This window comes from Pseudomonas sp. L-22-4S-12 (assembly GCF_009799935.1).
In the GTDB taxonomy this organism is placed as follows: domain Bacteria; phylum Pseudomonadota; class Gammaproteobacteria; order Pseudomonadales; family Pseudomonadaceae; genus Aquipseudomonas.
The window spans coordinates 525222-546088 of record NZ_WELL01000002.1; the positions used below are offsets into that span (position 1 = coordinate 525222).

Below are 20867 nucleotides of genomic sequence, written 5' to 3' on the forward strand. Positions count from 1 at the left end.
CCTTGGGATCGAGCCAAAGCTGAATGAAAAGCCCCGCCAAGTGCGGGGCTTTTCATTTAGTGGTTATCGGTGTGGATTGTGTTGGCGAACTTTGCCGATAAACCAGCTGCAAGTGCTTGCCTTTAGGCAGTCCGGGCTGGCTCAGGCGAAGCTGTAGATATCCATGCCCAGGGCGCCATAGGTGAAGCCGCTGTGCTCGACCTTGAAGGCGCCGCCGGCGCCGCGGGCAAAATACAGTGGCAGCAGGTGTTCGTCGCTGGGGTGGTTGCGCCGGGCGTGCGGGGCCTGGTGGCGGTAGTCGTGCAGGGCCGTCTCGTCGTCGGCCTGCAGTTTTTCCACCATCCAGTCGCGAAATTCCAGGGCCCAGGGCGTGATGATGTCCGGGCCGGCGCGCCAGTCCAGTTCACCGAGGTTGTGGGTGATGCTGCCGGAGCCGATCAGCAGCACACCCTGTTCGCGCAGGCTGGCCAGGGCCTGGCCGACGCGGGTCTGCAGTGCCGGGCCGAGCTGGCTGGGCAGCGACAGTTGCACGACCGGGATATCGGCCTGCGGGTACATCAGCGACAGCGGTACCCAGGCGCCATGGTCGCGCGGGCGCTGCTCGTCCAGGTGCGCCTCCAGGCCGGCGCTGATCAGCAGCTGCTGGGCCTGGCGGGCCAGTTGCGGCGAGCCGGGCGCCGGGTACTGCACGGCGTACAGCGGTGCAGGGAAGCCGCCGAAGTCATGCCAGGTGCGCGGCAGGGGAGCGCTGCCGAGTAGCAGCTCATGGCTTTCCCAGTGCGCGGAAACCACCAGCACCGCCTTGGGCCTGGGCAGCTCGCTGGCCAGGCGGGCGAGGGCAGGGCCACTGGCGCCGGGCTCCAGGGCTAGCATGGGGGAACCATGGGAAATGAACAGAGATGGCAGCATGGGCGGCGCCTTGCAGTAGGATGTGTTCATCTTCCGGCTGGGGGCTGTGGGCTTCCAGCGGAAATTTTGCGGCTTATTGATCGAATTTTCAGGAGGGATGGTGGAGCAGGACTTCTGGCAGGAACGTTGGGCATTGGGGCAGATAGGTTTTCACCTGGAGGAGGTCAATCCCTATCTGCAGCGCCACTGGCCAGGCCTGGCGCTGCAGCCGGGCAGCCGGGTGCTGGTGCCGCTGTGCGGCAAGAGCCTGGATCTGCTCTGGCTGGCGGCCCAGGGGCATGCCGTGCTGGGCGTGGAGCTGGCAGAGAAGGCGGTCGAAGACTTCTTCCGCGAGCAGGGGCTGACGGCCGAAGTGGAGGTGCGCGGGGCGTTCCGTATTCACCGGGCCGGCAATCTGGAACTCTGGTGTGGCGATTTCTTTGCCCTGACGGCCGCCGATGTGGCCGGCTGCCAGGCGCTGTACGACCGGGCGGCGCTGATCGCCTTGCCGCTCGAGCTGCGCGAGCGTTACGTGCGCCACCTGGCGCAGATTCTGCCGCCGGTCTGCGCGGGGCTGCTGGTGACCCTGGATTATCCGCAGGAGCAGATGGCCGGACCGCCGTTCGCCGTGCCGGCACAGGAGGTACGGCGCCTGCTGGAGCCGGATTGGCAGGTGCAGGCGCTGGAAACGCTCGATGTGCTGGGGGAGAACTGGAAGTTTCTCAAGCGCGGGCTGCAGCGGCTGGATGAGGCGGTTTATCGCCTGGACAAGCGGCGGTGATGGCGTTGCCGTTTGCGTGAAAACAAAAAAGGGCGACCCGCGGGTCGCCCTTTTTGTAGGTGTGGCGCTTAGCCGCGCTGGCGCAGGGCGGCGATGCGCTCTTCCAGCGGCGGGTGGCTCATCAGCAGGCCGGCCAGGCCATGCTTCAGGCCGCCATTGATGCCGAAGGCGGTCATGCTGCTGGGCATCTGCACCGGCACGCCCTGTTCGGCACGCAGGCGCTCCAGGGCGCCGATCATCGACGCGGTGCCGGCCAGGCGGGCGCCGGCGTCGTCGGCGCGGAATTCGCGTTTGCGCGAGAACCACATGACGATGATGCTGGCCAGGATGCCCAGGACCAGTTCGGCGAAGATGGTCGCGATGAAGTAGCCGATGCCCGGGCCGTCTTCGTTCTTCAGGATCACCTTGTCGACGAAGTTGCCGAAGATGCGCGCGAAGAACATCACGAAGGTGTTCACCACGCCCTGGATCAGCGCCAGGGTGACCATGTCGCCGTTGGCCACGTGGCCGATCTCGTGGGCCAGCACGGCTTTCACTTCGTCCGGCGAGAAGCGCTCGAGCAGGCCCTGGCTGACGGCGACCAGGGCGTCGTTCTTGTTCCAGCCGGTGGCGAAGGCGTTGGACTCGTAGGCGGGGAAGATGCCGACTTCCGGCATCTTGATCCCGGCATCGCGGGCCAGTTCTTCTACGGTCTGCAGCAGCCACTGTTCGTGGCGGGTGCGCGGTTGGGTGATGATCTGGGTGCCGGTGCTCATCTTCGCCATCCACTTGGAGATGAACAGCGAGACCAGCGAGCCGGCGAAGCCGAATACGGCACAGAAGACCAGCAGGCTGCCGTAGTTCTGACCGGTGAAGCGATCTACCCCCAGCAGTTTGAGGGTGATACTGGCGATGATCAGCACCGCCAGGTTGGTGGCCACGAACAACAGAATGCGCATCATGGTGTAAAGCTTCTCCTCAGGCGAGAGACGTTCTGATAATGCAGGCTATATAGGGGCGTAGCCCTGCCATCTTCAACCCGGTGACTATTTCAAACTATGTCCCGGGCCGGATTTAGAGCGCTCTCGAACAGCAGGCGGGTGAGGCGGGCGACCTTTTCGCTGTTGTGCAGCGACAGCGCCTCGCGCAGCTGCCAGGCCAGGGTGGCCTGCACCCGGCGCACCGCCGGTGGTGGCGGGTTGTCGCCGGCCGGCAGGCTGTGCGGTACGCCGCGGGACAGGCGCAGGAAGCCCTTTTCGCTGAGCACGGCCTGGTCGAGGGCATCGTAGGCGATGGTCGAGTCGTAACGCAGGTAGCCTTCTTCGGCCAGCCACAGCAGGGCGCCCAGGCAGCTCTGGTGGCGCTTGCTGGGCAGGCCGAACTCGTCCGGCTCCTCGCGGCCGATCAGGTCTTCCACGTACAGCGCGATCTTGCGCGGGAAGGCCTGGTAGAGCAGGAGCATGCCGGCGGCGGCATCCTTGTAGAACTCGTCGATCTGCAGATCCATGGGGCGGCTCTTGGATGGCGCGGGCGGTCAGGCCGCCCGCGGGCCGGTTACTGACGGTAGGACTTGAGGAAGTTGCCGATCCGGCCGATGGCCTGTTCCAGCTCGTCCACGCGCGGCAGGGTGACCACGCGGAAGTGATCCGGCCACGGCCAGTTGAAGGCGGTGCCCTGGACGATCAGCAGCTTCTCGGAGAGCAGCAGGTCGAGGACGAACTTCTCGTCGTTGTGGATCGGGCAGACCTTGGGGTCGATCTTCGGGAAGGCGTACAGCGCGCCCATCGGCTTGACGCAGCTGACCCCGGGAATGTCGTTGAGCAGTTCCCAGGTGCGGTTGCGCTGCTCCAGCAGGCGGCCGTTGGGCAGCACCAGGTCGTTGATGCTCTGGTAGCCGCCCAGCGCGGTCTGGATCGCGTGCTGGCTCGGCACGTTGGCGCACAGGCGCATGTTGGCCAGGATGTCGATGCCTTCGATGTAGCTCTGCGCCTTGTGCTTGGGCCCGGAAATGGCTACCCAGCCGGAGCGGAAGCCGGCGACTCGGTAGGACTTGGACAGGCCGTTGAAGGTCAGGCACAGCACGTCGGGAGCCAGGGACGCGGTGGAGATGTGCTGGGCGGCGTCGTAGAGGATCTTGTCGTAGATCTCGTCGGAGAAGATCACCAGGTTGTGCTGGCGCGCCAGTTCGACGATATCCAGCAGCACTTCGCGCGAGTACACGGCGCCGGTGGGGTTGTTCGGGTTGATCAGCACCAGGGCCTTGGTGTTCGGCGTGATCTTGGCGCGCATGTCGGCGAGGTCCGGGAACCAGCCGGCCTGCTCGTCGCACAGGTAATGCACCGGCTTGCCGCCGGCCAGGGCGGTGGCCGCGGTCCACAGCGGGTAGTCGGGGGCCGGGATCAGCACCTCGTCGCCGTTGTTGAGCAGCGCCTGCATGGCCATCACGATCAGCTCGGAGACGCCGTTGCCGAGGTAGATGTCTTCGATGCCGACGCCTTCCACCTGCTTCTGCTGGTAGTACTGCATCACCGCCTTGCGCGCGCTGAACAGGCCCTTGGAGTCGCTGTAGCCCTGGGCGGTGGGCAGGTTGCGGATCACGTCCTGGAGAATTTCCTCCGGGGCTTCGAAACCGAACGGCGCCGGGTTGCCGATGTTCAGCTTGAGGATGCGATGGCCTTCCTCTTCCAGGCGTTTGGCGTGCTTGAGCACCGGCCCGCGAATGTCATAGCAGACGTTGGCGAGCTTGTTCGATTTGCTGACCTGCATGATCCTGTAGTCCCGATAGTAAGTGCCGCGCGGTGCAGCGCCGGACCCGGCGATGAGCACCTTGTCGCGCTGTAACGCAGCAGCCAGACTGGCGTCCAAAGAGGGACGCATGATACGTGCGGCCCGATGCCCGGAAAAGGTACAGGTCGGGCTTTTTTCTACCTCGGAGGTGCACCCCATGGACAAGATCGAGAAACCCCTGGAAGCCTGGCGCGGCGAGCTTTCCGACGAGCAGTTCCATGTCTGCCGGCTGGGCGGCACCGAGCGTGCCTTCAGCGGCGAGTATCACGACAGCAAGGTGCCCGGCATCTACCACTGCGCCTGCTGCGGCGAGGCGCTGTTCGACTCGGATGCCAAGTACGACTCCGGCAGCGGCTGGCCCAGCTATTTCCAGCCGGTGAGCGCCGCGGTGATCGCCGAGAAGGCCGACTTCAGCCACGGCATGCAGCGCGTCGAGGTCAAGTGCGCCAAGTGCGATGCCCACCTGGGTCATGTGTTTCCGGATGGGCCGCGGCCGACCGGGATGCGCTACTGCATCAACTCGCTGTCGCTGAAGCTGGTCCCGCGCGGGTAGCGCGGCACCGGTCGGGGTGGGGCTCGCCGATCGGCGGGCCTTATTTTTCAGCAATCGAATTGTGTGCAATTAAATTGCTAACTATATTAATCAGGATTCCCAATCCGTTCGGAGCGTCACCCATGCACGACAAGTTGCTTGATATCCCGGTCACCACCATCAAGGGCGAGCAGAAGACCCTGGCCGATTTCGGCGGCAAGGCCGTGCTGGTGGTCAACACGGCCAGCAAGTGTGGTTTCACCCCGCAGTACAAGGGCCTGGAAAGCGTCTGGCAGCAGTACAAGGACAAGGGTCTGGTGGTGCTCGGCTTCCCCTGCAACCAGTTCGGCAAGCAGGAGCCGGGTGACGAGGGGGCGATTTCCGAGTTCTGCGAGCTGAACTTCGGCGTCAGCTTCCCGCTGTTCAAGAAGATCGACGTCAACGGCAGCGACGCCCATCCGCTGTTCGTGCAGCTGAAGAAGCGCGCCCCCGGCCTGCTGGGCAGCCAGGGCATCAAGTGGAACTTCACCAAGTTCCTCATCGGTGCCGACGGTCAGGTGGTCAAGCGTTTTGCCCCCGCCACCAAGCCCGAAGACCTCAGCGCCGAGATCGAAGCCCTGCTGCAATGAGCCCCATGAATGACGGCGATGCCGCCCAGCTGCTGCTCGACAACCAGCTGTGCTTCAAGCTCTACGCCGCCTCGCGCGCGGTGACCAGGGCCTACCGGCCGATGCTCGACGAGCTGGGCCTGACCTATCCGCAGTACCTGGCCATGCTGGTGCTGTGGGAGTGGCAGGCGACCCCGCCACAGCAGCCGACGGTCAAGGCCCTGGGCGAGCGGCTGCTGCTCGACTCCGGCACCCTGACGCCGCTGCTCAAGCGCCTGCAGCAGCTGGGCCTGGTGCTGCGCCAGCGCTCGCCGCGCGATGAGCGCGAGGTGCATCTGCGCCTGAGCCAGGCCGGCATGGACTTGCGCGAGCGGGTCCTGCCCCTCAAGCGCCGCCTGCTGTGCGAAAGCGCTATCGATCTCGGCGAACTGGAGGGGCTGCGCCAGCCCCTTGGTAGCCTGCTCAAGCTGCTGGGCGCGCCCTAGCAGGCCGTTGAAAAACTACCTGCGTTGCCGATACTGCGTTAAAAACGGCCTCAAAATGCTCATTTACAACACGTAAACTGCGCTTTTTCGGCCGTTTTTGCCTTGCCTCGGCTGCCTCGCCAACATTTTTCAACGGCCTGCTGCTAGCGGGCCGTGCTGACGGGCAGCCAGTTGTCCAGCAGGGCGGTGAGGTCTTCGCGGCGGAACGGTTTGGCCAGGTAGTCGTTCATTCCGGCGGCCTGGCAGCGCTCGCGTTCGTCGGGCAGGGCGTTGGCGGTCAGCGCGATGATCGGCAGGTTCGGCCAGCGCCCGCTCTGGCGAATGCGCCGGGTCGCCTCGTAGCCATCCATCACCGGCATGTTGCAGTCCATCAGCACCAGGTCGACCGGGTGCTTCTCCAGGTAGCCGAGTGCCTCGCCGCCATGGGCGGTGACGGCGACCTCGCAACCGAGCTTGGCGAGCATGCCCTTGGCCACCAGCTGGTTGACCGGATTGTCCTCCACCAGCAGCACGTGGGCCTGGCGCAGCTTGTCCAGGTGCGGGCTGCTGGCGGGCTCGCGGTTGTCCTGGCGTGGCTGCAGCAGGCGCTGCAGGGCCTGCTGCAGGGCGCTGCGGGCCAGGGGCCGGGCCAGTTGCTCGAACGGCGCCAGTTCGCTGCTCTGTGCGCCGCTGATGAAGCCGCCATAGGCCGCCACCAGCAGCAGCGGGGCGCTGCTGGCCTGGCGCAGTTCGCGCAGGCGTTCGGCACTGTCGCAGATCAGCAGATCGGCCTGCAGGCCGGCCAGGCTGGCATCGCTGTCGTAGCGGTGCAGGCTCAGCCCCCAGTTGCCCAGCCAGCTGCCGAGCAGCTCGACGAGGCCGCTGTTGGCCGGGCAGAAGACCGCAACCCGGCCGCTGAGCTTCGGCCATGCCGGTGCGGCGGCATGGCTGGGCAGGGGCAGCTCGGCGCAGAACTGGCTGCCGAAGCCTTCCTGCGAAGTGACGCCGAGCTGCCCGTGCATGGCCTCGCACAGGCGCCGGGTCAGGGCCAGGCCCAGGCCGGTGCCGCCGTACTGGCGGGTGATGCCGGCGCCGGCCTGGGTGAACGGCTGGAAGATTCGCGACTGGGCTTCCTCGGCGATGCCAATGCCGGTGTCGCTGACCAGGATGCGCACTCCGGCGGCGCTTGGGCTGACATGCACGTCGACACGGCCGAAACGGGTGAACTTGAGGGCGTTGGACAGCAAGTTGCTGACGATCTGGCGTACCCGGGTCGGGTCCCCGAGCAGCTGCGCCGGCAGGCGCGGGTCGATCAGGCAGGTCAGTTCGACATTCGGCCCGGCATTCTGCGACAGCAGGCTGGCGGTCTCTTCGACCAGGCTGCCGAGGTCGAAGGGGATCTTCTCCAGCTCCAGCTGCCCGGCCTCGAATTTGGACAGGTCGAGGATGTCGTTGAGCAGCTCCACCAGCACCTTGCCCGAGTCGTGGGCGATCGACAGCTGCTGGCGCTGCTCGGCATTCAGCGGGCCGTCGAGGGACAGTGCGAGCATGCCGAGCAGGCCATTGAGCGGGGTGCGGATCTCGTGGCTCATGTTGGCGAGGAAGGCGGCGCGCGCCTGGGCCATGTCCAGGGCGGTGCTGCGCGCCTCCTCCAGTTCGCGGTTGGACAGGGTCAGGCGGGCGTTGGTGGCCTTCAGTTCGGCGGTGCGCGCCGAGACGATGTTCTCCAGCTCGGCCAGGTACTGGGTCAGGCGATCCTCGGCCTCGCGGCGCTGGCCGATTTCCTCGTGGATATTGGTGAGCTGGCGGTTGGTCACCGCCACTAGGGTGCCGATCTCGTCCTGCTCGTGGCCGGGCGGGCAGGGCACCGGGGTGAAGTCGCGGCGCGGGTCGCGATCGCTCAGGGCGCGGATCACGCCGATCAGCGGCTTGGTCAGCATGGCGTAGAACAGCACCAGCAGGATCAGCGACAGCAGCAGGCTGCGCACGAAGCCGGTGAGCAGGGTCAGCACCGCGCGGCGCAGGAAGTCGCTGCCGAAGGCGAAGGTGTCGACTTCCAGGCGCAGCTGGCCCAGTGCTTCGTTGGGCGCGTGGCTGACGAACAGCTGGTCGACGAACAGGCGGCGCTTGCCGAACAGGAAGTCGCTGAACAGGCGGTAGCCGCTCTGCGTCGCGGCGCGCTCCACCGAGGCCAGGGTCATGCCGCTGTTGTCGATGATCTCGGCGCGCATCACCGCCGGCGAGCGCAGCAGGCCGAGTACCAGTTCCTGGGCCAGTTCGGCGTCGATGTTGTAGGCGATGCGCGCGGCCGGGTTGTGGCTGATTTCCAGCAGCGAGTTGATTTCCAGGTCGATGGCGGCATCTTCGCTGGCATAATCCAGGCTGACCTGAATCAGGCTGAGCAGGGTTCCCAGGATAAATGCCACCAGCACCGTGAGACTGGCCTGTTTGAACGACAGGCGGTGGGTGAGTGATATATCCATAGAGTGTGGGTGTGTTCCTGAGTCCGTGCGCCAGCCAAGCATAGCCCATCGCACCTTGCTGCCGGCAGGGGCGCTTTTGAGGAGTGAGTCGTGGATTCCCGCTTGAACAGTTTTTTACAGCGCGCCGAAGCGGTGCTGGAACGTCTCGATCCGCTGTTGCCGGTGCGCCGGGTGGCGCTGGACTGGAACCAGACGGTGGCGGCCCGCTGGTTTCGCGAGGGGCATGGCGGCTATCTGCAGCCGTTGCAGGTCAGCCTGGATCTGAGCCTGAACGATCTGGTTGGCATCGACACGCAGCGCGAGCAGCTGGCGCGCAATACCCGCCAGTTCGTCGGCGGCCTGCCGGCCAACCACGTGCTGCTGTGGGGCGCCCGCGGCACCGGCAAGTCCTCGCTGGTGCGGGCCCTGCTGGCCGAACACGCCAAGAGCGGGCTGCGCCTGATCGAGATAGAGCGCGATTACCTGGCCGACCTGCCGCGGGTGGTCGAGCAGCTGGCGGGTTTGCCGCAGCGCTTCGTGCTGTTCTGCGACGACCTGTCGTTCGAGGCGGGCGAGGGCGATTACCGGGTGCTGAAGAGCGTGCTGGATGGTTCGCTGGAGCGCGCCCCGGACAACGTGCTGCTGTATGCCACCTCCAACCGCCGCCATCTGGTGCCGGAGAAGGAGAGCGACAACGACAACTGGCAGCGCGTCGAGGGCGAGCTGCACCCCAGCGAGGCGGTGGAGGACAAGATTGCCCTGTCCGACCGTTTCGGTCTGTGGCTGTCGTTCTATCCCTTTACCCAGGAGCATTTCCTCGCCGTGGTGCGCCATTGGGTCGAGGTGCTGGCGGCGCAGGCCGGCCTGCAGTGGCAATGGAGTCATGAGCTGGAGATCCTGGCCATCCGCTGGGCACTGGGGCGTGGCAACCGCAACGGCCGCTGTGCCTACCAGTTCGCCCGCAGCTGGGTCGGCCAGCAGTTGCTGGGGAGCGCGCAATGATCGATTTGGCCGAGATCGGGCAGGGGCAGTCAGGCTATGCCTTGTTGGCCGCGCAGCTGCAGGCCTTGCTGGCGGGCGAGCGTGACTTCATCGCCAATAGTGCGCAGTTCGCCGCCTTTCTGTTCCATGAGCTGGAGGCGCTGAACTGGGCCGGCCTGTACCTGAACCGCAATGAAGAGCTGCTGCTGGGGCCCTTCCAGGGCAAGGTGGCCTGCGTACGCATTCCTTTCGGTCGTGGGGTGTGCGGGGCGGCGGCCAGCAGCCGGCAGACCCAGCGGGTCGATGACGTGCATGCCTTCCCCGGGCATATCGCCTGCGACGCGGCCTCCAGCAGCGAGCTGGTGGTGCCGCTGGTCAAGGATGGTCGGCTGATCGCCGTGCTGGATCTGGATAGCCCGCGCCCAGGGCGTTTCACGGCCGAGGATCAGGCGGGAATCGAGCGCCTGGCGCAGATCTTTCTGGCGGCGAGCGACTGCTGAGCAGCGCACAAACAAGAAGCCCGGCATTGCCGGGCTTTCTTGTTCGGGAGGCTTGGCGACGGTTGTGCTTATTCAGTCGTAGATGTTCTTCTTCTTCCAGTCGTCTTCCTCGAACGACTTGAGGCCATCGGTCAGCTCGCTGTGTTCGTCGGCTGCCGGCTTGGTCTTTTCCAGCACCATGCTGTTGGCGTTGGCCAGCAGCTGCTCCAGCTGCTGCAGCTGGTTCTTGTAGCGGTTCGCGTCGGCCTGTTTGCGCAGGTACTGCACGCCGCGCTCGTAGGCCAGGCGGGCCTGGCCGGGCTGGCCTTGCTGCAGGGAGTGCTGACCGAGGTTGGTGAAGAACTCGTAATGCAGTTGCACCAGGATATGGCGGATCTCGCCGATCCAGCGCTTGGCCTCGTTGGCGGGCAGCGCGCCATCCTGCGCGGCGCGTGTTACCAGGCCGTGGAAGTTCTCCAGGAGATAGCGCACATCCTTGGCTTTCGCCTCGCTGATGATCGGCTGGGGCGCATTGCGCACCGGGATGTCCTCGCCCTTGGCGACCCAGTCGCGCAGCTCGGCGATGCGGTTGCGCAGGTTGGAGTTCTGTTTGTCCAGCGGCAGCAGGCGGTCGCTGTAGTGCAGTTCGAGGCGGCTCAGGAGGAGCTTCAGGGCCGGGCTCATCAGTTGTCCCGGCATGTTCTCGGAAACATCACGGCTGCGGCGCACGCGGTCATTGAGATCAGCCTTGCGCCGGGCTTTTTCCAGCTTGCTGTTCTCCACCATATGGTTGATGTAGCCGATCGCGATGAGTAGCACGATGCCGACGACGATCAAGGCGGTGATAACGAGTGGGGACACCGGTGAACCTCCCGAACGCTAGTTTTCCCCGAGTGTAGTGCCTTGGCCTCCCTACTCCTAGCGTCGTATCAATTTCAGTAGCGAAGTCATTGATTTAGAAAAAGTTTTGAATGAGGGTTGACGCTCCCCTAAAGGCTCCATAGAATGCGCGCCACTTTAAGCGAGTTAGTGAAAGCTGATTCGCTGGAAGTTGGGATGCTGTTACAAGCTCCTGGCCACGTCCCCTTCGTCTAGTGGCCTAGGACACCGCCCTTTCACGGCGGTAACAGGGGTTCGAGTCCCCTAGGGGACGCCATGTTTGCGGGAATAGCTCAGTTGGTAGAGCACGACCTTGCCAAGGTCGGGGTCGCGAGTTCGAGTCTCGTTTCCCGCTCCAGTTTCAGGAAGTGCTGCTTTTCGGAGCGGTGTTTCGATTAGCGTTAGAGGGTCGATGGCAACATCGCCCGGTAACACCGGAAAGCTGTTGTAAGCTCCGGGGCCACGTCCCCTTCGTCTAGTGGCCTAGGACACCGCCCTTTCACGGCGGTAACAGGGGTTCGAGTCCCCTAGGGGACGCCATGTTTGCGGGAATAGCTCAGTTGGTAGAGCACGACCTTGCCAAGGTCGGGGTCGCGAGTTCGAGTCTCGTTTCCCGCTCCAAATAAACAGAAACGCCGCTCAATCGAGCGGCGTTTTTGTTTGCGCGCGATTCAGCGCCGAAAAGGCCATATGTCCGTTGTGTGCTGCCCAGCTCATCGAGCTTTAGTGGGAGCGGATTTATCCGCGATAAACAGGTTGCTCAGAGCAGGCTCTGATCGCGAATGAATTCGCTCCCAGCAATAGCCGGAGAAACCACCGCAAGAACCGGCCCGCACAACAGTGCTGCGCAGCAACAGGTAGCGGCTAGATGGCTATGATGAAAAAAGGCCCGCCGGTCATGCCGTGCGGGCCTTTTTCGTTGGCGCCCCGGATGACCCGGGGCAGCGCTATCAGTGCTTGGGGCTTTCCGGCGGCAGGGCCAGCAGCTGCTTTTCCTGGGTCCAGTCGAACGGCTGGCCATTGGCCTCGGCTTCGTAGCGGCGCTCGTCGAGGGCCTGGTACAGCTCGATTTCCTCGTCCGGCATGAAGTGCAGGCAATCGCCGCCGAAGAACCACAGCAGGTCGCGCGGCACCAGGTGGGCTATCTGCGGGTAGCGGTGGAAGATCTGGCTGATCAGGTCCTGGCCCAGGTACAGGCTGTTCTCCGGATCTTTCGGCAGCTCCACCAGCAGCTCGTCGTAGCGCTCGAGGAACAGGCCGTGGGTATCGTCTTCCACCAGTTCGGCTTCGCCCAGGGCGACCAGGATGCCGCGCAGGTGGGTGAGCAGGGCGAGGTGGTGGTCGAGGTGGGAGGCAGCCATGGCAATGATCCTGATTGAAAACGAGCGCGGCAGTATAGGGCGCCGAGCGCCTGCTGTCCCGGCTTGCTGGTCGGCCACTTTATAGGGGCAGCGGCTTCGGGCCGACATGGCGACAAGGCCGGTGAGCTTGGCCGGATCGCCGCTTTCGCCGTGCTGATGCGCCGATAGACTGGGACAAAGCCTCGGGAGCGTGCCATGCAGTCCTACCTTCAAGCCGGCCGGTTCATCGATAGCGACCATCCATTGGTGGTCGATTTTGCCGAAACCTGGCGCGGCGCCAGCCTTGACCCGCGCGAGCAGGCGGTCAGCCTGTATTACGCGGTGCGCGACCAGATCCGCTACAACCCCTACAGCTTCAGCCGCGACCCCGAAACGCTCAAGGCCAGCCATGCGCTGGCCGCCGGCGAGTCCTACTGCGTGCCCAAGGCGTTGCTGCTGGCGGCCTGCGCCCGGCATTGCGGCATCCCGGCGCGGATCGGTCTGGCCGATGTGCGCAATCACCTGTCCAGCCCGCGCCTGCTGGAGATCCTGCGTAGCGAGGTGTTCGCCATGCATGGCTACACCGAACTGCTGCTCGACGGGCGCTGGGTCAAGGCCACGCCTGCGTTCAACTTAGCGCTGTGCAAGGTATTCAAGGTGGCGCCGCTGGAGTTCGATGGGCGCAGCGACAGCCTGTTCCACCCGTTCAACCAGCAGGGCGAGCGCTACATGGAATACCTGGCCGATCACGGCCAGTTCGACGATCTGCCGCAGGCGTTGTTCTTCGGCCATCTGCAGCGCTGCTACCCGCATTTGTTCGTCGCCGATTCGGCGTTTCTACGCGGCGATCTGCAGGCCGAAGTGGCCGCCATGCAGGCCATCGATAGTTAACATCAGCATTCGCGACTTTTTTCTTGTGCCCAGGCTGGGTAGGGTGCAGCTCCTGCAAGCTCCGAAGGCTCCGCTAACCTGAAGCAGCAGGTTGCAAACGCCGCGGCGCGTCCCTATCTAAGTCGTTCCTTTTGCTGAGTACCTAGCCCCCATGAGTTCCGCCCTGTCCATCCGGCAGCTGACCAAGACCTACGGCAATGGCTTCCAGGCCCTCAAGGGCATCGACCTGGAAGTGGCCGAAGGCGACTTCTTCGCCTTGCTCGGCCCCAACGGTGCCGGCAAGTCCACCACCATCGGCATCATCTCGACCCTGGTGAACAAGAGCGGCGGCACGGTCGAGGTGTTCGGCCATGACCTCGATCGCGACCCCTCCGGCCTCAAGCGCTGCCTCGGTGTGGTGCCGCAGGAATTCAACTTCAGCCAGTTCGAGAAGGTCTTCGACATTGTCGTGACCCAGGCCGGTTATTACGGCATCCCGCTCAAGGTGGCCAAGGAACGCGCCGAGCAGTACCTCAACCAGCTCGGCCTGTGGGACAAGCACGACGTGGCCGCGCGCATGCTTTCCGGCGGCATGAAGCGCCGCCTGATGATTGCCCGTGCGCTGGTCCATCAGCCGCGCCTGCTGATCCTCGACGAGCCCACCGCCGGGGTGGACATCGAGTTGCGCCGCTCGATGTGGAGCTTCCTCACCGAGCTGAACCAGCAGGGCATCACCATCATTCTCACCACCCACTATCTGGAGGAAGCCGAGCAGCTCTGTCGCCATATCGGCATCATCGACCACGGCAGCATCGTCGAGAACACCAGCATGAAGGCGCTGCTCAAGACCCTGCACGTGGAGACCTTCCTCCTCGACCTCAAGGATGCGCTGCTGGTGCCGCCGCAACTGCTGGGCTATCCGGCGACCCTGGTCGACCCGCACACCCTGGAAGTGCAGGTGGAGAAGAGCCTGGGCATCACCGAGCTGTTCCGCCAGCTGGCGGCGCAGAAGGTCGAGGTGCTGAGCCTGCGCAACAAGAGCAATCGCCTGGAGGAACTGTTCGTTTCCCTGGTGGAGAAGAACCTGGCCAAGGTGGCGAAATGAGTCCCGAACTGCGTTCCAACCTGATCGCCCTGCAAACCATCGTCATCCGCGAAGTGCGCCGCTTCACCCGCATCTGGGCGCAGACCCTGCTGCCGCCGGCCATCACCATGGCCCTGTACTTCGTCATCTTCGGCCGGCTGATCGGCAGCCAGGTCGGCGATGTCGGCCAGTACAGCTACATGGAGTTCATCGTGCCGGGGCTGATCATGATGTCGGTGATCACCAACTCCTACAGCAACGTGGTGTCGAGCTTCTTCAGCAGCAAGTTCCAGCGCAACGTCGAGGAGCTGCTGGTGTCGCCGGTGTCGCCGCACACCATCCTCATCGGCTATGTCGTCGGCGGCATGCTGCGCGGCCTGGCGGTGGCCTTCATCGTCACCCTGCTGTCGCTGTTCTTCACCGAACTGCAGGTGCACCACCTGGGCGTGACCGTGCTGGTGATCACCCTCACCGCCATCACCTTCGCCCTGGGCGGTTTCATCAACGCGGTGTATGCGCGCAACTTCGACGACATCTCGATCATCCCGACCTTCGTGCTGACGCCGCTGACCTACCTGGGCGGGGTGTTCTACTCGATCAGTTTGCTGCCGGAGTTCTGGCAGACGGTGTCGCTGGCCAACCCCATCCTGCACATGGTCAACGCCTTCAGGTACGGCATCCTCGGCGTGTCCGACATCAATATCGGCGTGGCCATCGGCATGATGCTGCTGGCCAGCAGCCTGCTCTATGTCGTCTGCATTCGCCTGTTGCAGAGTGGTCGGGGCATGCGCCAGTAGTACATGGCGTAACACTTTCGGCGGCTTGCACTGCGGGCCGTCGCCGGTAGACTCGACCTCTGATCTGAAAAAGAGGTCGCTTATGGCATCGCACACTGGTTTCCGCTTTCTCGCAGCCCTGTGTGCACTGCTGGCACTGCCTGCCCTGGCCGAGCAGGCGCCCCTGGTCGAAGTGACCCAGCCGGAGCGCAGCCTGGTGCGCGACGAGCTGATCACCTTCGGTTCGCTGCGCTCCGACGAGTCGACCGTGATCCGCCCCGAGCTCGGCGGGCGCCTGGCGGCCGTGCATTTTCGCGAGGGCGAGGCGGTCAAGGCCGGCGAGCTGCTGGTTAGCCTGGATGATGCGATTGCCCGCGCCGAACTGGCCCAGGCCCAGGCCAACCTGGACCTGGCGGAAAAGAGCTTTGTGCGCACCCAACTGCTGTTCACGCGCGGCGCCAGCAATGCCCAGGCCCAGGACGAGGCGCAATCCCAGCAGCAAGCCGCCCGCGCCAGCCTGGCCCTGGCCCAGGCGCGCCTGGACAAGACGCAGATCCGCGCGCCCTACGACGGCGTGCTCGGCCTGCGCCAGGTCAGCGTCGGCGATTACCTGAGCGCCGGCCAGGACCTGGTCAACCTGGAAGTGCTCGACCCGCTCAAGGTGGATTTCCGCGTGCCGCAGAAGGCGGTCAGCCAGGTGCATATCGGCCAGGCCATCGAGCTGAGCCTGGATGCCTACCCCGGCGAGCGCTTCAAGGGCGCGATCATCGCCCTCAACCCGCGCCTGGACGAAGTGGGCCGCAGCCAGGCCATCCGCGCCCAGGTCGACAATAAGGACCAGCGCCTCAAGCCCGGCCAGTTCGTCAAGGTCTCGGTGATCCTCGCCGAGCGCCCGCAGGCCCTGCTGATTCCCGAGGAAGCGGTGATGCCCATGGGCCAGCTGCTGTTCGTCAACCTGGTGGTCGACGGCAAGGTCGAACGCCGGCAGATCCGCATCGGCCAGCGCCTGCGCGGCAAGGCCGAGGTGGTGGAAGGCCTGCAGGGCGACGAAACCCTGATCAGCGCCGGCTGGCAGAAGGTCGCGCCGGGCCGCGAGGTACGCACGGTCAAGCGCGGGGAGGGCGCATGACCCTCTCGGATATCTGCATCCGCCGGCCGGTGTTCGCCAGCGTCCTGTCGCTGATCATCGTCCTGCTCGGCCTGATGGCCTACCAGCGCCTGGCCGTGCGCGAGTACCCGAACATCGACGTACCCATCGTCACGGTCAACGTCATCTACCCCGGCGCCAGCCCGGAGATCATGGAGTCCCAGGTGGCCCAGCCGGTCGAGGACGTGCTGTCCGGCATCGAAGGCCTGGATTTCGTCAGCTCCATCAGCCGCTCGGAGAACACCCAGATCACCGCCCAGTTCCGCCTCGGCAGCAACTCCGACGAGGCCGCCAACGACGTGCGCGACCGCCTCGGCCGGGTGCGCAGCCTGCTGCCCGAGGAGATCCGCGAGCCGCTGGTGCAGAAGGTCGAGGCCGATGCCCAGCCGGTGATCTGGCTGGGCTTCTCCAGCGAGCGCTTCTCCGCCATGGAGATCACCGACGTGCTGGAGCGGGTGGTGCAGGATCGCCTGCAGACCATTCCCGGGGTCTCCGAGGTGCAGATCCGCGGTGCGCGCACCTACGCCATGCGCATCTGGCTCGATCCGGAGAAGCTGGCCGCCCACGACCTCACCGTGCAGGACGTGGAGGACGCCCTGCGCCGGCAGAACGTGGAGATTCCCGCCGGGCGCATCGAGTCGGTGCAGCGCGAGTTTTCCGTGCTGTCGGAGACCGACCTGAAGACCGCGGAGGATTTCAACAAGATCATCCTCGACGACTCGCGCGGCTATCTGCTGCGCCTGGCCGATGTCGGCCATGCCGAGATCGGCGCGGCGGACCTGCGCACCGTGGTGCGTTTCAACGGCCAGCCGGCGGTGGCCGTGGGCCTGGTCAAGCAGGCCACGGCCAACCCGCTGGAAATCTCCGACGCCCTCAATGAGGCCCTGCCGGAAATCCGCGCGCTGCTGCCGGACGGCATGCAGATGGCGGTGGCCAACGACAACTCGCTGTTCATCCGCGAGTCGATCGGCAACGTCTACACCACCATCTGGGAGGCGGTGCTGCTGGTCATCCTGATCATCTTCCTGTTCCTCCGTTCGCTGCGCGCCACCCTGATTCCGCTGGTGACCATCCCGGTGTCGCTGATCGGTGCCTGCGCGCTGATGGCGCTGATGGGCTTCACCCTCAATACCCTGAGCCTGCTGGCCCTGGTCCTGGCCATCGGCCTGGTGGTGGACGACGCCATCGTGGTGCTGGAGAACATCCACCGGCATATCGAGCAGGGCATGGCGCCGATGCAGGCGGCCTTCGTCGGCAGCCGCGAGATCGCCTTCGCGGTGGTCGCCATGACCCTGACCCTGGCTGCGGTCTATGCGCCGATCGGCTTCATGCAGGGCACGACAGGAAAACTCTTCACGGAATTTGCCTGGACCCTGGCCGGCGCCGTGCTGGTCTCCGGCTTCGTCGCCCTGACCCTGTCGCCGATGATGTGCGGCCACCTGCTCAAGGCCCATGTGCCGCAGCAGCAACACAGCCGCCTGTACAACCTGATCGAAGGCTTCATCCACCAGCTGACCACCAGCTACCGCCACGGCCTGGAGCGGGTGCTGCGCGCCTGGTGGCTGGTGCTGGCGTTGCTGCTGGGCATCCTGCTGCTGTGCGCCGGGCTGTTCGCCAGCCTGCGTAGCGAGCTGGCGCCGACCGAGGACACCGGCACCATAGTCGGCTCGATCAACGGCCCGGACGGCGCCACCATCGGCTATACCAGCCGTTACGCCGAGCAGGTGGAGGCGGCCTACGCGACGGTGCCGGAAACCAACCGCTACATGGTCATCGTCGGCTTCCCCACCGTGGCCCAGGGCCTGTCGTTTCTCAAGCTGGAGCCCTGGGACGAGCGCGAACGCAGCCAGTTCGAGATCCGCGACGAGCTGCTGCCCAAACTGCAGGACATCCCCGGCGTACGCGCCTTCCCGATCAACCGGCCGCCGCTGGGGCAGAGCGCGCGCAACCAGCCGGTCAACTTCGTCATCCGCTCCTCGCTGGAGTACGCCGAGCTGCAGCAGTACGTCGACCAGTTGCTGGCCGAGGTACGCGGCTACCCGGGGCTGGAAAGCCTGGACACCGACCTCAAACTCAACACGCCGCAGCTCAAGGTCACGGTCAACCGCGAGCAGGCGGTGGCGGTCGGCACCGACGTGGCCACCATCGGCAGGAGCATGGAGAGCCTGTTCGGCAGCCGCCAGGTGACCCGCTTCAAGCAGAACGGCGAGCAGTACGACGTGCTGGTGCAGCTGGCCGATGTCGACCGCAGCAACCCGGAGGACCTCAACCGCGTCTACGTGCGCGGGCGCAATGACAACATGGTGCAGCTGTCCAACCTGATCGAAGTGAAGGAGACGGTGGCGCCGCGCGAGCTCAACCACTTCAACCAGCTGCGCGCGGTGACGGTGACCGCCAACGTCGGCTCCGGCTACACCCTGGGCGAGGCGCTCGATCACCTGGAGGCGAAGGCGCGGGCAATCTTCCCGCCCGACACCCAGTTCGACTACACCGGCACCTCGCGCGATTTCAAGGACGCAAGCTCGGGCGTGGCGCTGATCTTCGTGCTGGCGCTGGTGTTCATCTACCTGGTGCTGGCGGCGCAGTTCGAGAGCTTCCTCGACCCGCTGATCATCCTGCTCAGCGTGCCGCTGTCGATGGCCGGCGCCTTGCTGGCGCTCAAGCTGTTCGGCGGAACGCTAAATATCTACTCGCAGGTCGGCCTGGTGACCCTGATCGGCCTGATCACCAAGCACGGCATCCTGATCGTCGACTTCGCCAACCAGCGCCTGCGCGAGGGGCTGGCGCTGGAGGAGGCGGTGCGCGAGGCGGCCAGCGCCCGCCTGCGGCCGATCCTGATGACCACGGGGGCCATGGTGCTGGGGGCGCTGCCGCTGGCGCTGGCCAGCGGGGCGGGGGCCGAGAGCCGCCAGCAGATCGGCCTGGTGATAGTCGGTGGCCTGCTGGTGGGGACCTTTTTCACCCTGTTCGTGGTGCCGACGCTGTACAGCCTGCTGCGGCGGTGGAAGCCGCTGGAGGTGGGGCAGGGCGAGGTGGGGGTGGTTTAGGGGGGGGAGGCGGGGGGGCAGCTACCGGCCAGAACCAGCCGCTCAACTATTGGCCGTTCGACCCATTCGAAGAGTCGTGAGCATCTTTGAAGCGCGGACGATCCGGTTCGCCCTCGCTTCGTCGGGAAAGTCTCTCCGAGTCAAATTTGGGAGGACAATCGAGAACGATATTCTCCTCTAAATCATGTACGCCCTGCGGGTGTGACCAAGAGGCAGCCATGAGCAAGCACGACAAGCGTGGCAATCCCGTTTCCTATGGCTCGCATGATGCGATCGATGCTCTGGATAGAGCTTGCGACTTGCTGCATGCCTACCAGGCCGATCCTCTGGCTGCCGCTGACAAAATCATCGAGAAGCATCCGGATTTTGTGCTGGCATACGCCTTTCGTGCTGGCGCGATTGCGACGGCGACCGACAAAGCCTTTGACTCTGAGCTGTACAAGAGTCTGGAAGCAGCCGAGCGGCTGGAACCGAAAGCGAATGATCGCGAGCGGCAGCACATCCACGCAGTACGTGCCTGGTACGACGGTGACTGGGAGCGGGCAATCGAAATCTGGGGGCGCGTGTCGATCGACTACCCCCGTGATCTGCTGGCACTGCAATTCGCCCATTTGGGCGACTTCTATCTCGGTTACTCGCACATGCTGCGTGATCGTGTGGCCCGTGTGATGTCACGCTGGGATAACAACGTTCCGGGTTTTGGTTTCGTTAAAGGGATGTATGCCTTTGGCCTTGAAGAGGCGGGAGATTACCAGCGCGCCGAAGAGCAAGGCCGCGAGGCTGTAGCCCTGAACCCGCAAGATGGTTGGGCAGTGCATGCCGTGACTCATGTCATGGAGATGCAGGGTCGTAGCGAAGAGGGGGATAAGTACCTTTTGGCCAGCGCCAGTGCCTGGGCTCCCAATAGCATGTTTGCCTTCCATTTGTGGTGGCACAAAGCGCTTTTCCTCCTGGAGGCTAATGACGTGGTTGGAGCGCTTCGCCTCTTTGATGAAGACATTTCAGCCGGTGGCTTTGGTCAAGCACTTGAGCTACTTGATGGATCAGCGTTGCTCTGGAGACTCTCCCTGCTTGGCCATGACGTTGGAGATCGCTGGAAAGGATTGGCTGAGAAATGGGAGTCCCGCTGTGAAGACGGTTTCTACGCCTTTAACGACGTGAACGCGATGATGTCATTCGTGGGTTCTGGAAACACTCGTGCACAAGATCAGCAGCTTGACTCCCTGAAACGGGCCGCTACTGGCAGTGGCACCAACGCCATGATGAGTAGAGAGATCGGTGTGCCAGCCTGCGAAGGGTTGGTGGCGTTTGGTCGTGGGGATTACGACCAAGTCATAGCGTCGTTGATGCCGCTACGCGCCAAGGCTAACCGCTTCGGCGGCAGTCACGCTCAACGCGATGTCCTCTCATGGACGCTGACCGAAGCTGCCATTCGCCTTGGCAACCGTGAACTTGCCGAGGCACTGGTTGCCGAGCGCCTTGCATTGAAGCCTGAGAGCCCGATCAACTGCGCCTGGAAAATGCGCGCAGGTCAATTACAGTCGCTGCATGCAGGACAGTAGGAAGTGAGTCTCCCAGCATTTGGCAGCCACTGTGAATGGCTATAGTGGGTCGGCAGCGGCCCTCGGTGAATGACGGCTTTTGGCCGCTTTCTGCCCGTCCCCACCGCCTGCTTTGGTCGTTTTAAAGGCCAAGAGAAGATACGTTCTGAATCGCCCCGGCTTTTGTGGAGGCTGTTTCGTTTAAGTCAGGCCGCCATGGCC

19 protein-coding genes and 4 tRNA genes are annotated in these 20867 nt (G+C 64.5%); 16 read left to right on the forward strand and 7 right to left on the reverse strand.

Going from position 1 to position 20867, the window contains the following annotated elements:
• Positions 1-141 precede the first annotated feature (141 nt).
• Entirely contained in the window at positions 142-909 is a 768-nt protein-coding gene (locus F3I16_RS09065; RefSeq protein WP_160493377.1) for a class III extradiol ring-cleavage dioxygenase, read from the reverse strand.
• A 100-nt stretch (positions 910-1009) separates the two neighbouring features.
• On the opposite strand from F3I16_RS09065, the gene F3I16_RS09070 reads away from it, so the two are divergent.
• Positions 1010-1669: a thiopurine S-methyltransferase gene (locus F3I16_RS09070; RefSeq protein WP_160493414.1), complete on the forward strand. Its 660-nt coding sequence runs from the start codon at positions 1010-1012 to the stop codon at positions 1667-1669.
• A gap of 68 nt (positions 1670-1737) precedes the next feature.
• Here the strand turns inward: F3I16_RS09070 and htpX are convergent, their stop codons facing one another.
• From htpX to F3I16_RS09085, 3 genes are all read right to left on the reverse strand, one after another.
• Positions 1738-2610, reverse strand: coding sequence for a protease HtpX (htpX, locus tag F3I16_RS09075; RefSeq protein ID WP_160493378.1), 873 nt, complete (start codon positions 2608-2610; stop codon positions 1738-1740).
• Between the two features lie 89 nt (positions 2611-2699).
• Positions 2700-3155, reverse strand: coding sequence for a hypothetical protein (locus F3I16_RS09080; protein ID WP_160493379.1), 456 nt, complete (start codon positions 3153-3155; stop codon positions 2700-2702).
• A gap of 47 nt (positions 3156-3202) precedes the next feature.
• Entirely contained in the window at positions 3203-4414 is a 1212-nt protein-coding gene (locus F3I16_RS09085) for a pyridoxal phosphate-dependent aminotransferase (protein ID WP_160493380.1), read from the reverse strand.
• Between the two features lie 178 nt (positions 4415-4592).
• Here F3I16_RS09085 and msrB point away from each other — a divergent pair, with 178 nt between their 5' ends.
• The 3 genes from msrB to F3I16_RS09100 all read left to right on the forward strand — a co-directional run bounded on the left by msrB (position 4593) and on the right by F3I16_RS09100 (position 6060).
• The gene (gene msrB / locus F3I16_RS09090) at positions 4593-4988 is read left to right on the forward strand and encodes a peptide-methionine (R)-S-oxide reductase MsrB (protein WP_160493381.1); all 396 of its coding nucleotides are present in this window, start codon (positions 4593-4595) and stop codon (positions 4986-4988) included.
• Positions 4989-5110: 122 nt separating this feature from the next.
• Positions 5111-5596 (forward strand): glutathione peroxidase, encoded by a 486-nt coding sequence (locus F3I16_RS09095; protein WP_160081188.1) that lies wholly within the window; start codon positions 5111-5113, stop codon positions 5594-5596.
• Between the two features lie 5 nt (positions 5597-5601).
• A complete protein-coding gene (locus F3I16_RS09100; protein WP_160493415.1) occupies positions 5602-6060 on the forward strand; it encodes a MarR family winged helix-turn-helix transcriptional regulator in 459 nt (152 codons plus the stop codon).
• Positions 6061-6203: 143 nt separating this feature from the next.
• On the opposite strand, the gene F3I16_RS09105 is transcribed toward F3I16_RS09100, so the two are convergent.
• Entirely contained in the window at positions 6204-8522 is a 2319-nt protein-coding gene (locus F3I16_RS09105; protein ID WP_160493382.1) for a response regulator, read from the reverse strand.
• 90 nt (positions 8523-8612) lie between these two features.
• Between F3I16_RS09105 and F3I16_RS09110 the strand changes: the two genes are divergently transcribed.
• Together F3I16_RS09110 and F3I16_RS09115 are read left to right on the forward strand one after the other, a co-directional pair.
• Positions 8613-9503, forward strand: a complete 891-nt coding sequence (locus tag F3I16_RS09110; protein ID WP_160493383.1) for an ATP-binding protein — start codon at positions 8613-8615, stop codon at positions 9501-9503.
• Positions 9500-9982 (forward strand): GAF domain-containing protein, encoded by a 483-nt coding sequence (locus F3I16_RS09115; protein ID WP_160493384.1) that lies wholly within the window; start codon positions 9500-9502, stop codon positions 9980-9982. The genes F3I16_RS09110 and F3I16_RS09115 overlap by 4 nt, the downstream gene beginning before the upstream one ends.
• Before the next feature lie 72 nt (positions 9983-10054).
• Here F3I16_RS09115 and F3I16_RS09120 read toward each other — a convergent pair whose 3' ends face one another.
• The gene (locus F3I16_RS09120) at positions 10055-10822 is read right to left on the reverse strand and encodes a hypothetical protein (protein ID WP_160493385.1); all 768 of its coding nucleotides are present in this window, start codon (positions 10820-10822) and stop codon (positions 10055-10057) included.
• A 219-nt stretch (positions 10823-11041) separates the two neighbouring features.
• Here F3I16_RS09120 and F3I16_RS09125 point away from each other — a divergent pair.
• The 4 genes from F3I16_RS09125 to F3I16_RS09140 all read left to right on the forward strand — a co-directional run bounded on the left by F3I16_RS09125 (position 11042) and on the right by F3I16_RS09140 (position 11461).
• Positions 11042-11117 (forward strand) — tRNA-Glu (locus F3I16_RS09125).
• A gap of 5 nt (positions 11118-11122) precedes the next feature.
• A tRNA-Gly gene (locus F3I16_RS09130) sits at positions 11123-11198 on the forward strand.
• A gap of 106 nt (positions 11199-11304) precedes the next feature.
• Positions 11305-11380 (forward strand) — tRNA-Glu (locus F3I16_RS09135).
• Between the two features lie 5 nt (positions 11381-11385).
• Positions 11386-11461: transfer RNA gene (locus F3I16_RS09140), tRNA-Gly, on the forward strand.
• A 329-nt stretch (positions 11462-11790) separates the two neighbouring features.
• Here F3I16_RS09140 and F3I16_RS09145 read toward each other — a convergent pair.
• On the reverse strand, positions 11791-12201 hold the full coding sequence (locus tag F3I16_RS09145; protein WP_160493386.1) for a PA2817 family protein: 411 nt from the start codon (positions 12199-12201) through the stop codon (positions 11791-11793).
• 195 nt (positions 12202-12396) lie between these two features.
• Here F3I16_RS09145 and F3I16_RS09150 point away from each other — a divergent pair, with 195 nt between their 5' ends.
• The 6 genes from F3I16_RS09150 (at position 12397) to F3I16_RS09175 (ending at position 20666) form a co-directional block, all read left to right on the forward strand.
• The gene (locus F3I16_RS09150; RefSeq protein ID WP_160493387.1) at positions 12397-13071 is read left to right on the forward strand and encodes a transglutaminase family protein; all 675 of its coding nucleotides are present in this window, start codon (positions 12397-12399) and stop codon (positions 13069-13071) included.
• 151 nt (positions 13072-13222) lie between these two features.
• On the forward strand, positions 13223-14155 hold the full coding sequence (locus tag F3I16_RS09155; protein WP_160493388.1) for an ABC transporter ATP-binding protein: 933 nt from the start codon (positions 13223-13225) through the stop codon (positions 14153-14155).
• Complete coding sequence (locus tag F3I16_RS09160) at positions 14152-14931, forward strand: ABC transporter permease (RefSeq protein WP_160493389.1); 780 nt, start codon at positions 14152-14154, stop codon at positions 14929-14931. Before F3I16_RS09155 ends, F3I16_RS09160 begins: the two co-directional genes overlap by 4 nt.
• An 82-nt stretch (positions 14932-15013) precedes the next feature.
• Positions 15014-16039 carry an efflux RND transporter periplasmic adaptor subunit gene (locus tag F3I16_RS09165; RefSeq protein ID WP_160493390.1) on the forward strand — a complete coding sequence of 342 codons (1026 nt, stop codon included), beginning with the start codon at positions 15014-15016 and terminating at the stop codon, positions 16037-16039.
• Positions 16036-19104: an efflux RND transporter permease subunit gene (locus F3I16_RS09170; RefSeq protein ID WP_160493391.1), complete on the forward strand. Its 3069-nt coding sequence runs from the start codon at positions 16036-16038 to the stop codon at positions 19102-19104. The genes F3I16_RS09165 and F3I16_RS09170 overlap by 4 nt, the downstream gene beginning before the upstream one ends.
• A 218-nt stretch (positions 19105-19322) precedes the next feature.
• Positions 19323-20666, forward strand: coding sequence for a tetratricopeptide repeat protein (locus F3I16_RS09175; RefSeq protein WP_160493392.1), 1344 nt, complete (start codon positions 19323-19325; stop codon positions 20664-20666).
• The last annotated feature ends 201 nt before the right edge of the window (positions 20667-20867 follow it).

Coding starts and splice junctions, on each gene's coding strand:
- F3I16_RS09065 (WP_160493377.1), bottom strand. CDS start 909: ATGCTGCCATCTCTGTTCATTTCCCATGGTTCCCCCATGCTAGCCCTG.
- htpX (WP_160493378.1), bottom strand. CDS start 2,610: ATGATGCGCATTCTGTTGTTCGTGGCCACCAACCTGGCGGTGCTGATC.
- F3I16_RS09080 (WP_160493379.1), bottom strand. CDS start 3,155: ATGGATCTGCAGATCGACGAGTTCTACAAGGATGCCGCCGCCGGCATG.
- F3I16_RS09085 (WP_160493380.1), bottom strand. CDS start 4,414: ATGCAGGTCAGCAAATCGAACAAGCTCGCCAACGTCTGCTATGACATT.
- msrB (WP_160493381.1), top strand. CDS start 4,593: ATGGACAAGATCGAGAAACCCCTGGAAGCCTGGCGCGGCGAGCTTTCC.
- F3I16_RS09095 (WP_160081188.1), top strand. CDS start 5,111: ATGCACGACAAGTTGCTTGATATCCCGGTCACCACCATCAAGGGCGAG.
- F3I16_RS09100 (WP_160493415.1), top strand. CDS start 5,602: ATGAATGACGGCGATGCCGCCCAGCTGCTGCTCGACAACCAGCTGTGC.
- F3I16_RS09105 (WP_160493382.1), bottom strand. CDS start 8,522: ATGGATATATCACTCACCCACCGCCTGTCGTTCAAACAGGCCAGTCTC.
- F3I16_RS09115 (WP_160493384.1), top strand. CDS start 9,500: ATGATCGATTTGGCCGAGATCGGGCAGGGGCAGTCAGGCTATGCCTTG.
- F3I16_RS09145 (WP_160493386.1), bottom strand. CDS start 12,201: ATGGCTGCCTCCCACCTCGACCACCACCTCGCCCTGCTCACCCACCTG.
- F3I16_RS09150 (WP_160493387.1), top strand. CDS start 12,397: ATGCAGTCCTACCTTCAAGCCGGCCGGTTCATCGATAGCGACCATCCA.
- F3I16_RS09155 (WP_160493388.1), top strand. CDS start 13,223: ATGAGTTCCGCCCTGTCCATCCGGCAGCTGACCAAGACCTACGGCAAT.
- F3I16_RS09160 (WP_160493389.1), top strand. CDS start 14,152: ATGAGTCCCGAACTGCGTTCCAACCTGATCGCCCTGCAAACCATCGTC.
- F3I16_RS09165 (WP_160493390.1), top strand. CDS start 15,014: ATGGCATCGCACACTGGTTTCCGCTTTCTCGCAGCCCTGTGTGCACTG.
- F3I16_RS09170 (WP_160493391.1), top strand. CDS start 16,036: ATGACCCTCTCGGATATCTGCATCCGCCGGCCGGTGTTCGCCAGCGTC.
- F3I16_RS09175 (WP_160493392.1), top strand. CDS start 19,323: ATGAGCAAGCACGACAAGCGTGGCAATCCCGTTTCCTATGGCTCGCAT.